This window comes from Acidovorax sp., assembly GCF_027492855.1.
Classification (GTDB): Bacteria; Pseudomonadota; Gammaproteobacteria; order Burkholderiales; family Burkholderiaceae_C; genus Acidovorax.
In genome coordinates this window covers 41,797-51,096 of the sequence record NZ_JAPUDY010000086.1, presented here as the reverse complement: position 1 = coordinate 51,096, position 9,300 = coordinate 41,797, and the positions used below count along the sequence as shown (strand labels likewise).

At 65.6% G+C, this 9,300-nt stretch carries 9 protein-coding genes; 4 read left to right on the top strand and 5 right to left on the bottom strand.

Features of this window, described 5'->3' with window-relative positions; genetic code table 11:
* The 4 genes from Q0105_RS17040 to Q0105_RS17025 form a co-directional block, all read left to right on the top strand.
* Positions 1 to 780, top strand: a 780-nt coding sequence (locus Q0105_RS17040; protein ID WP_298213328.1) for a proton-translocating transhydrogenase family protein, incomplete at its 5' end; no start/stop codon positions are given.
* 35 nt (positions 781 to 815) lie between these two features.
* The gene (gene pntB, locus Q0105_RS17035) at positions 816 to 2,228 is read left to right on the top strand and encodes a Re/Si-specific NAD(P)(+) transhydrogenase subunit beta (protein WP_298213327.1); all 1,413 of its coding nucleotides are present in this window, start codon (positions 816 to 818) and stop codon (positions 2,226 to 2,228) included.
* Between the two features lie 92 nt (positions 2,229 to 2,320).
* Complete coding sequence (locus Q0105_RS17030) at positions 2,321 to 4,000, top strand: long-chain-fatty-acid--CoA ligase (RefSeq protein ID WP_298213326.1); 1,680 nt, start codon at positions 2,321 to 2,323, stop codon at positions 3,998 to 4,000.
* A 102-nt stretch (positions 4,001 to 4,102) separates the two neighbouring features.
* Positions 4,103 to 4,855: a 5'-methylthioadenosine/adenosylhomocysteine nucleosidase gene (locus tag Q0105_RS17025; RefSeq protein WP_298213325.1), complete on the top strand. Its 753-nt coding sequence runs from the start codon at positions 4,103 to 4,105 to the stop codon at positions 4,853 to 4,855.
* Positions 4,856 to 5,123: 268 nt separating this feature from the next.
* Here Q0105_RS17025 and corA read toward each other — a convergent pair whose 3' ends face one another.
* The 5 genes from corA to Q0105_RS17000 all read right to left on the bottom strand — a co-directional run bounded on the left by corA (position 5,124) and on the right by Q0105_RS17000 (position 9,298).
* The gene (gene corA, locus Q0105_RS17020; RefSeq protein ID WP_298213324.1) at positions 5,124 to 6,110 is read right to left on the bottom strand and encodes a magnesium/cobalt transporter CorA; all 987 of its coding nucleotides are present in this window, start codon (positions 6,108 to 6,110) and stop codon (positions 5,124 to 5,126) included.
* A gap of 160 nt (positions 6,111 to 6,270) precedes the next feature.
* Complete coding sequence (locus Q0105_RS17015) at positions 6,271 to 7,020, bottom strand: uracil-DNA glycosylase family protein (RefSeq protein WP_298213323.1); 750 nt, start codon at positions 7,018 to 7,020, stop codon at positions 6,271 to 6,273.
* A gap of 42 nt (positions 7,021 to 7,062) precedes the next feature.
* Positions 7,063 to 7,566, bottom strand: coding sequence for a ribosomal protein S18-alanine N-acetyltransferase (gene rimI, locus Q0105_RS17010; RefSeq protein WP_298213322.1), 504 nt, complete (start codon positions 7,564 to 7,566; stop codon positions 7,063 to 7,065).
* On the bottom strand, positions 7,563 to 8,288 hold the full coding sequence (gene tsaB / locus Q0105_RS17005; RefSeq protein ID WP_298213321.1) for a tRNA (adenosine(37)-N6)-threonylcarbamoyltransferase complex dimerization subunit type 1 TsaB: 726 nt from the start codon (positions 8,286 to 8,288) through the stop codon (positions 7,563 to 7,565). The genes rimI and tsaB overlap by 4 nt, the downstream gene beginning before the upstream one ends.
* On the bottom strand, positions 8,285 to 9,298 hold the full coding sequence (locus tag Q0105_RS17000) for a DMT family transporter (protein WP_298213320.1): 1,014 nt from the start codon (positions 9,296 to 9,298) through the stop codon (positions 8,285 to 8,287). Before Q0105_RS17000 ends, tsaB begins: the two co-directional genes overlap by 4 nt.
* Positions 9,299 to 9,300: the final 2 nt, after the last annotated feature.

Sequence of the window (9,300 nt, the reverse complement as noted above, 5' to 3'; positions counted from 1 at the left end):
GCGCCCAAGCTCATCACCGCCGAGATGGTGCAGAGCATGAAGCCCGGCAGCGTGATCGTGGACATGGCTGCCGAGCAGGGCGGCAATTGCGAGCTGACCGTGCCCGGTGAAGCCGTGGTGCGCCACGGCGTGACCATTGTCGGCTACACCGACCTGGCCTCGCGCCTGGCCAAGCAGTCGTCCACGTTGTACGCCACCAACCTTTTGCGCCTGACGGAAGAGCTGTGCAAGGCCAAGGACGGCGTGGCCGTGGTCAACATGGAAGACGATGCGATCCGCGGGCTCACCGTGGTCAAGGATGGCGCCATCACCTGGCCTGCCCCGCCGCTCAAGCAGGCCCCCGCGCCTGCGCCCAAGGCGGCAGCCGCCCCCGTGGCCGCGAAGAAATCCAGCCATGGCACGGGCGCGCCGATGTCCGCCAAGACGCTGACCATTGTTTTTGCCGTGCTGGCCGTGCTGTTCTGGGCCATTGGCGCCTATGCGCCTGTGGCCTTCCTGGGGCACTTTACGGTGTTCGTGCTGGCCTGTTTCATCGGCTACATGGTGGTGTGGAACGTCACGCCCGCGTTGCACACGCCGCTGATGAGCGTGACCAACGCCATCTCCAGCATCATCGCCATCGGCGCGCTGGTGCAGATCGCGCCGCCCGATGCCACCTTGAACGGGCGCCCCGCAGGGCTGATCCTCTGGCTGGCTTTTGCCGCCACGGTACTCACGGCCATCAACATGTTCGGCGGCTTTGCGGTCACGCGCCGCATGCTCGCCATGTTCCGCAAATAAATCCATAACGACAAGAACAACGAGGAGCACAGAACATGTCCCAAAGTCTCGCTACCGTCGCCTATCTTGGTGCGGCCATCCTTTTTATCCTGAGCCTCGGCGGGCTCTCCAACCCCGAAACTTCGCGCCGTGGCAACCTGTTCGGCATGGTGGGCATGGCGCTGGCCGTGCTGGCCACGGTGTTCGGCCCACGCGTCAGCCCCTCGGGCATGGCCTGGATCGTCGGCGCGCTGGTGATCGGCGGCGGCATCGGCCTGTATGCCGCCAAGGTCGTCAAGATGACCCAGATGCCCGAGCTGGTGGCGCTGATGCACAGCCTGGTGGGCCTGGCGGCCTGCCTGGTGGGTTTTGCCAGCTACGTCGATACCTCGATCCAGTTGCAGGGCGCGGAGAAGATCATCCACGAGGTGGAGATCTACGTCGGCATCCTGATCGGCGCCGTGACCTTCTCCGGCTCGCTCATCGCCTTTGGCAAGCTCAACGGCAAGATCGGCGGCAAGCCGCTTCTGCTGCCCGCGCGGCACTGGCTCAACCTGGCCGGGCTGCTGATCGTGATCTGGTTCGGCCGTGAGTTTCTGCGGGCAGAAACCATTGAACAGGGCATGCTGCCGCTGGTGGTGATGACGGTGATTGCGCTGCTGTTTGGCGTTCACATGGTCATGGCCATTGGCGGGGCCGATATGCCGGTGGTGGTGTCCATGCTCAACAGCTATTCCGGCTGGGCGGCGGCGGCCACGGGTTTCATGCTGTCCAACGACCTGCTGATCGTGACCGGCGCGCTGGTGGGCTCCTCAGGGGCCATCCTGTCCTACATCATGTGCAACGCGATGAACCGCAACTTCCTCAGCGTGATCGCGGGCGGCTTTGGGTCGGGCGCTGGCACGCCCGCCAAGAAGGGCGATGCTGCTGAGCCGCAGGGCGAGGCCGTGCCTGTCAGCTCCGCCGAGACGGCCGAGCTGCTGCGCGATGCCAAGAGCGTCATCATCGTGCCCGGCTACGGCATGGCCGTGGCCCAGGCCCAGCACACGGTGTACGAGATCACCAAAACCCTGCGCGAAAAGGGCGTGAATGTGCGTTTTGCCATCCACCCCGTGGCGGGCCGGATGCCGGGCCACATGAACGTGCTGCTGGCCGAGGCCAAGGTGCCCTACGACATCGTGATGGAGATGGACGAGATCAACGAGGACTTTCCCGACACCGACGTGGTCATGGTCATCGGCGCCAACGACATCGTGAACCCCAGCGCGCTCGACGATCCGGCCAGTCCCATCGCAGGCATGCCGGTGCTTGAAGTCTGGAAGGCCAAGACCTCGATCGTGATGAAGCGCTCCATGGCTTCGGGTTATGCCGGGGTGGACAACCCCTTGTTTTACAAGGAAAACAACCGCATGCTGTTCGGCGATGCCAAGAAAATGCTCGACGAGGTGTTCGTGGCGCTCAAGGGCTGACGGGCATAATTCCTCAGTAAAAAAGCACGACTGTGCTGAAAAATATCGGCGCGACTTTCATTACCGAAAAAACTTACCAGGAGACAACACAAATGACCGACCGTCCGTGGCTGGCCGCCTATCCGCAAGGTGTTCCCGCCGACATCGACCCTTCGCAGTACGCATCCCTTGTGGCCCTCATGGACGAGGCGTTCAAGAAGTACGCCGACCGTGTGGCTTACAGCTTCATGGGCAAGGACGTGACCTATGCCCAGACCGACTCGCTCTCCAGCGCGTTTGCGGCCTATCTGCAGGGCCTGGGCCTGGTCAAGGGCGACCGCGTGGCCATCATGATGCCCAACGTGCCGCAGTACCCCGTCACCGTGGCCGCCGTGCTGCGCGCTGGCTTCGTGGTGGTCAATGTGAACCCGCTGTACACCCCGCGCGAGCTGGAGCACCAGCTCAAGGATTCGGGCGCCAAGGCCATCGTCATCATCGAGAACTTCGCCACCACGCTGGAGCAGTGCATCGCGCACACGCCCGTCAAGCATGTGGTGCTGTGCGCCATGGGCGACCAGCTGGGCCTGCTCAAGGGCGCGTTGGTCAACTACGTGGTGCGCAACGTCAAGAAGATGGTGCCTGCCTACAACCTGCCGGGCGCGGTGCGCTTCAACCAGGCCGTGGCGCAGGGCACGCGCGGCACATTCAAGAAGCCCGACATCAAGCCCGATGACATTGCACTCTTGCAATACACCGGCGGCACCACGGGGGTGAGCAAGGGTGCGGTGCTGCTGCACCGCAACGTGATCGCCAACGTGCTGCAGTCCGAGGCCTGGAACGACCCGGTGATGAAGAAGGTGCCCGCGGGCGAGCAGCCCACCAGCATCTGCGCGCTGCCGCTGTACCACATCTTCGCGTTCACCGTGAACATGATGCTGAGCATGCGCACCGGCGGAAAAACCATCCTCATCCCCAACCCGCGCGATTTGCCCGCGGTGCTCAAGGAGCTGTCCAAGCACACCTTCCACAGCTTCCCTGCGGTCAACACGCTGTTCAACGGCCTGGCCAACCACCCGGATTTCGACACCGTCAACTGGAAGAACCTCAAGGTCTCGGTGGGCGGCGGCATGGCCGTGCAAGGCGCCGTGGCCAAGCTCTGGCTCGAAAAGACCGGCTGCCCCATCTGCGAAGGCTATGGCCTGTCGGAAACCTCGCCCTCGGCGAGCTGCAACCCGACCACCAGCAAAGAGTACTCCGGCACCATCGGCGTACCGATTCCGAGCACCTACATGAAGCTGCTCGACGACGAGGGCCGTGAGGTCACCACGCTGGGCGAGCCGGGCGAGATCGCCATCAAGGGCCCGCAGGTGATGGCAGGCTACTGGCAGCGCCCCGACGAAACCGCCAAGGTCATGACCGACGACGGCTACTTCAAGTCTGGCGACATCGGTGTGATGGACGAACGCGGCTACTTCAAGGTGGTGGACCGCAAGAAGGACATGGTGCTGGTCTCTGGCTTCAACGTGTACCCGAACGAAGTCGAGGACGTGGTGGCCCAATTGCCCGGCGTGCTCGAATGCGCGGTGGTGGGGGTGCCTGACGAAAAGACCGGCGAGGCCGTCAAGCTGGTCATCGTGAAGAAAGACCCTGCACTCACCGAAGCGCAGGTCCGGGAGTTCTGCAAGGCCAACCTCACGGGTTACAAGCAGCCGCGCGTGATCGAGTTCCGCACCGAGCTGCCCAAGACCCCTGTGGGCAAGATCCTGCGCCGCGAGTTGCGCGACAAGAAGTAACCCGCGCCACAATCCCCAGGCGGCTTCGGCCGCCTTTTTTTGTCGCCGCGTGGCGTTGATTAGCGCGCTGTGGCAGCGCAGCAGATTTGAGGGTTTGTTTGTATGAGTACCGCCATCCTGAGCGCCCTGCCCGAAGAACAAAGCTCGCTGGTCCAGCACCTGGCCCATCCGCAGCGCGTGACGCATGCGGGCCGCGCCTTCTGGTGCGGAGAATTGCACGACCGGCAGGTGGTGCTGGCGCTGTCGGGCATCGGCAAGGTGGCCGCGGCCACCACGGCCACGGCGCTGATCGAACACTTTGGGGTGGCGCGCATCGTGTTCACCGGGGTGGCCGGGGGCCTGGGGGACGGGGTGAACGTGGGTGATGTGGTGGTGGCGCAGGACTATGTGCAGCACGACATGGACGCATCGCCGCTGTTCGCCCGCTGGGAGTTGCCGGGCTACGCGCGCACCCGACTGGCCTGTGACCCAGCGCTGACCGCTCTGCTTTTAGGAGCTGCTAGCGCTTGTATAACAAGCGCTAGCAGTCAATTTGGCTTCAAATCAACCGGTGAACAAGCACACCGCGTTCACCACGGCCTGGTGGCCAGCGGCGACCGATTCGTTTCGACCGCAGAGGAATCCCAGCGCCTGCGTACCGCGCTGCGGGACGCCGGGCACAACGTGCTCGCCGTGGAGATGGAGGGCGCTGCAGTGGCCCAGGTCTGCCACGACTACGGCCTGCCCTTTGCCGCCGTGCGCACCATCTCGGACCGCGCTGACGATACCGCCCATGTCGACTTCGCCCAGTTCGTGCAGGCCGTGGCCAGCCGCTACGCCGAACACATGGTGCAGACGCTGTTGCGGTCGCTATAAAATTAATAGCTGTTAGCGCTTGTTGAATAAGCGCTAGAGGCCAATTTCACCTAGCGAAGTGTTGTTGCCAAAGAGCGCCCAGGCTTCGACAGGCTCAGCCCGAACGGATAGGGGGCGTCTAAGGTATGTGCGCGCTCAGGCAATTTCATTTCAAATCCGCTGCCCTATAAAAGGGCACGCCTCCGCCAGCGCCACCGTGGAACCGGCTTTGCCGGGCCACCGGAGGCGTCCCCCCTCGGGGGGGAGGGCGCGCAGCGCCACAGGGGGGCTACTTCAACCAGCCGCGCTTGCGGAAGTACCACATGGGCCCCAAGGCGCTGGCCACCATCAGGCCGAGCGCGTAGGGGTAGCCCAGCGACCAATCCAGCTCGGGCATGAACTTGAAGTTCATGCCATACACGCTGGCGATCAGTGTGGGCGGCAGCAGCGCCACGCTGGCCACTGAGAAGATCTTGATGATCTTGTTCTGGTTGATGTTGATGAAACCGACTGTGGCGTCCATCAAGAAGTTGATCTTGTCGAACAAAAAGGCCGTGTGGTTGTCCAGCGACTCGATGTCGCGCAGGATCTGGCGCGCCTCCTCGAACTGCTCGGCGTTGAGCATCTTGCTGCGCATCATGAAGCTCACGGCGCGGCGGGTGTCCATCACGTTGCGGCGGATGCGGCCGTTCAAGTCTTCCTGGCGCGCGATGGCGGCCAGCACCTCGCCGGCGCGGGCGTCGGTCACGTCGCCCGCCAGCACCTGGGTGCTCACCTTTTCCAGCTCGTCGTAGATGCCTTCGAGCGTGTCGGCCGAGTATTCGGCATCGGCGTCGAACAGCTTGAGCAGCACTTCCTTGGCGTCCTCGATGAGGCCGGGCGCACGGCGTGCGCGCATGCGCAGCAGGCGGAACACGGGCACGTCTTCGTCGTGGATGGAAAACAGCACGCCCCGGCTCTTGAGGTTGGCGTTGTGCTGGTTCAGGATGAAGGCCACGCGCACCGAGCGCGGGTCTTCGTCGTCGTCGATCAAGAAGTCGCTGCGGATGTGCAGCTCGCCGTTGTCTTCCTCGTAGAAGCGGGCGGATTCTTCGATGTCCTCGTCCATCGCATCCTCGGGGATGGACAGGCCGTAGTGCTGCTTGATCCAGCGTTTTTCTTCGAGGGTGGGGGCTTCCAGGTCCACCCAGATGGGCTGGAACTTGGTCAGCTCTTCCAGGGATTCGATTTCTTCCTGGAACAGCCGGCCATTGACGAGCGTAAAGATGTTGAGCATGGGCTCACTCCCTTTGTGATTGGCGTCTGCGGTGGGGGATTAGGGGTTGCTTTCAACCCCACGGCAGGCCGGGGAGCTGAAAGCTACCAACTCGGGTAGGTTTCCAAGGAGCTGTCTCCGTTAAAAATAAGTAAGCGCTGAATTATCGCACTGCACTGTGTCAAACAGCGCTGTGGCTGCGCACCAAGGCCAAGGCGTGGCACAGGTCGGCCCAGGCGGCGGCCTTGGTGTCCTGCGAGCGCAGCAAAAAGGCCGGGTCGTAGGTCACGACGGCGGGGGACCCGGCCAGTTGGTGCGGCCCTGCGCGCAGGCGGCCCAGCGGCTCGGTGCGGCCCAGGGCCGCGCGCGCGGCCACATGGCCCAGCACCAGCACCATGGCGGGCTTCAGGGTGGCCACCGTGTCGGCCAAGGTGGCGGGGATGTCGGCACTGGCTTGGGCGCTGCTACCGGGCCCTGGCCGCTCCAGCGCCGCGAGGAACACGCGCGGGTGCTTGTGCAGTTGCATGGCGCGCAGCATGTTGTCCAGCAGGCGCCCGGCGTCACCGCCCAGCGGGTCGGCGGGGGCCAGGCTTTCCGCCACGATCAGCCAGCCGCTGCCGAGGTCTGCGGGCGTTTGCGCGGGGTCCGCCGTGGGGTACAGCGCTTGCGCTGCGTGCAGTGTCAGCGCCGGGGCGGTGGGGGCTGTTGTGGGCGGGGGCGCCGAAGTAGTTTGGGCTGCGGCACGGGTGTCGGGGGTTGCGCGCACGGGGTCTGGCGCGCGCGAAGGGGCCACCGCTGGTGCTGCTACCGCCGTCACGGAAGGGGCCGCTGGTGCCTGCGTTGTGGGCATTGCAGCAGGCGCCGGGTCCCACACGGTGACGCCCATTTCTTGCAGCATGGCGCGCTGTCGTGCATCAAGGTGAAGGCTCATACGGGTGGTCGGGCAATCGGTGTGTTGTGGACAGGAGGGCGATTACAGGCCCAGGCTCATGACTACGGCGTCTTCGCGCTGGCCTTCGTCTGCGGGGTAGTAGCGTTTGCGGTCGCCCACGCGGCGAAAGCCGTGGGTCTGGTAGATGGCCTGGGCGCGCAGGTTGCTCAGGCGCACCTCCAGCCACAGCCACTGCGCGCCGCGCCCGCGCGACCACAGGGCCAGCGCATCCAGCATCACCCGCGCCCACCCTTGGCGCTGGAACTCAGGGGTGACGGTGATGTTGAGCAAGTGCACCTCGTCCACCCCCATCATCGCGACGAAGTAGCCCAGCAGGTGGTCGCCTGCCAGCAGCACCTGCGCCTGGTAGCCTGCGGCCATGGCGTCGATGAAGTTGCCACGCGTCCAGGGATGCGAGTAGGCGCGCTGCTCCACGGCCAACACGGCGTCGAGCCGGTCCAGCGTGAGCGCTTCAAAACGTGCCTCGGTGCGGGCGTGGCTGGCGTCGTCGGCTGGCGAGGAGGGCGGGGTGGGCAGGGCGCTCATGCGGGGTCTTTAGGCGTTGCCGCCGCCTGGGCGGCGCGCAGGGCGGCCCGCTCGGCGGTGGTTTGCGCCACTTTATCGCGGATATAGCGCGGCAGGGCATCGCTGGCGGCCACGGCGGCGCCTGCGGCGATCAGGGCGGGCGCCAGGCGCAGCAGGGCGGTGGCGGTGGGCAGGGCCAAAACATGGTGGGCACCGGGCGCCAGCCGCTCGCCGTAGGGCGTGTGCGCATTGCCGGCCACCGTCCAGCCTTGGGGGGGCTGCACCGACTCGGGTGCCCCCAGGCCAAAGTCGGCATCGGTGTGCCAGTGGCCGCTGGCTGCCTGCCACTCGCAGCGCGCGTGGTAGACCTCGTCCATGCGCGCGTCCAGCACTGCCACCACCTGGGCGCAGCCGTGCTGCAGGCGGGCTTCTTCGGCCACGGCGAGCAGGGTGTCTACGGGCAGCACAGGCACGCCCTGGCCACCGCGTGCACCAAAGGCCAGACCCTGGGCCACGGCGCAGGCGGTGCGCAAGCCGGTGAACGAGCCAGGGCCGCGCCCGAAGGCGATGGCGTCCAAAGCGTCGAACGACAGATCGGCCTGCGCCATCAGGGCGCGCACTGCCGGAATCAACGTGGCCGAGGCCTGCGCCCCGCCAGGCCCCTGGTGCTGCCACACGCCATCGCCGTGTTGTACGGCGATGGAGAGGGTGTCGGTGCTGGTGTCGAAGGCGAGAAGATTCATGGGCCGGGTTGTGTCGTTGTCGGGTGCTGGGGCTGCACGGCGCTGGCGGGGGCTGCCGGGGCCTGGCTTTTGCGCAGCACGCCCACAAGGATACCGGCGGTCACCAGCAGCAGCCCGGCGACCAGATTCCAGTACAACGGCTCCCCAAGAAAGTACACCGCCCCCATGGCCGACAGGCCCGGCACCAGCGCCGTGATCATGGTCGAGCGCACAGGCCCGAAGTGCTGAATCATGCGGGTGAAGCTGATGCCCGAGATCACCACCGACCCCCCGCCCTGGAACGCCATGTGAAAGACGATCTCGCTCCACGGTGCCACGGCCAGGCGGCTCGTGACAGCGCCCAACCCTATCAGCAGCGCGTAAGTGGGCACATACACCAGGCAGGCAAAGGCGGCGAGGGCGATGGTGGCCTGCACTGCATCGACCGCATGGCGCCGCGCCTGCACGCTGTAGGTGGCCCAGGATACTGCCGCCAGCATGAACAGCAGGTCGCCCTTCCAGACGTCGCCACCCGAAAAAGCCGCCAGCAGGCTGCTCCCGCCCACCAGCAGGTCGCCCGCAACGATCAGGGCCAGCCCGGCGGCACGCAGCGGCGTGATGTGATCGCGCAGCAGCCAGGCGGCCAGCAGCGCCGTCCACAGCGGCAGGCTGCCGGGCATGAGCACCGAGGCATGTGTGGCCGGGGCGTGGAAGAACCCCGAATAAGCCATCACGGCATAGAGCAGCCCGCCGAACGTGCCCAGAATGGCCGTGGTGCGCAGCGGCAGGGGCGAGAAACCCGCCAGGCTGGAGGCAGGCGCCGCAGCGCCCAGCGCGGCCCGGCGGCGGCGCACCATCCACCAGCCCCAGGGCAGCAGCACCAGGCTGGCGCCGGTGATGCGCAGCAGGACGATGTCGAACGGGGTGAGCGTGCGCTCGGCTGCGGCGCGGGCGATGACGATGAAGCTCGTCCAGAGGGTGACTGTCACGACAGCCGCCAACAGACCCATGGTACGAGGAGAAAAACGCATCG

Coding starts and splice junctions, on each gene's coding strand:
- Q0105_RS17000 (WP_298213320.1), bottom strand. CDS start 9,298: ATGCGTTTTTCTCCTCGTACCATGGGTCTGTTGGCGGCTGTCGTGACA.
- pntB (WP_298213327.1), top strand. CDS start 816: ATGTCCCAAAGTCTCGCTACCGTCGCCTATCTTGGTGCGGCCATCCTT.
- Q0105_RS17030 (WP_298213326.1), top strand. CDS start 2,321: ATGACCGACCGTCCGTGGCTGGCCGCCTATCCGCAAGGTGTTCCCGCC.
- tsaB (WP_298213321.1), bottom strand. CDS start 8,288: ATGAATCTTCTCGCCTTCGACACCAGCACCGACACCCTCTCCATCGCC.
- rimI (WP_298213322.1), bottom strand. CDS start 7,566: ATGAGCGCCCTGCCCACCCCGCCCTCCTCGCCAGCCGACGACGCCAGC.
- corA (WP_298213324.1), bottom strand. CDS start 6,110: ATGCTCAACATCTTTACGCTCGTCAATGGCCGGCTGTTCCAGGAAGAA.
- Q0105_RS17015 (WP_298213323.1), bottom strand. CDS start 7,020: ATGAGCCTTCACCTTGATGCACGACAGCGCGCCATGCTGCAAGAAATG.
- Q0105_RS17025 (WP_298213325.1), top strand. CDS start 4,103: ATGAGTACCGCCATCCTGAGCGCCCTGCCCGAAGAACAAAGCTCGCTG.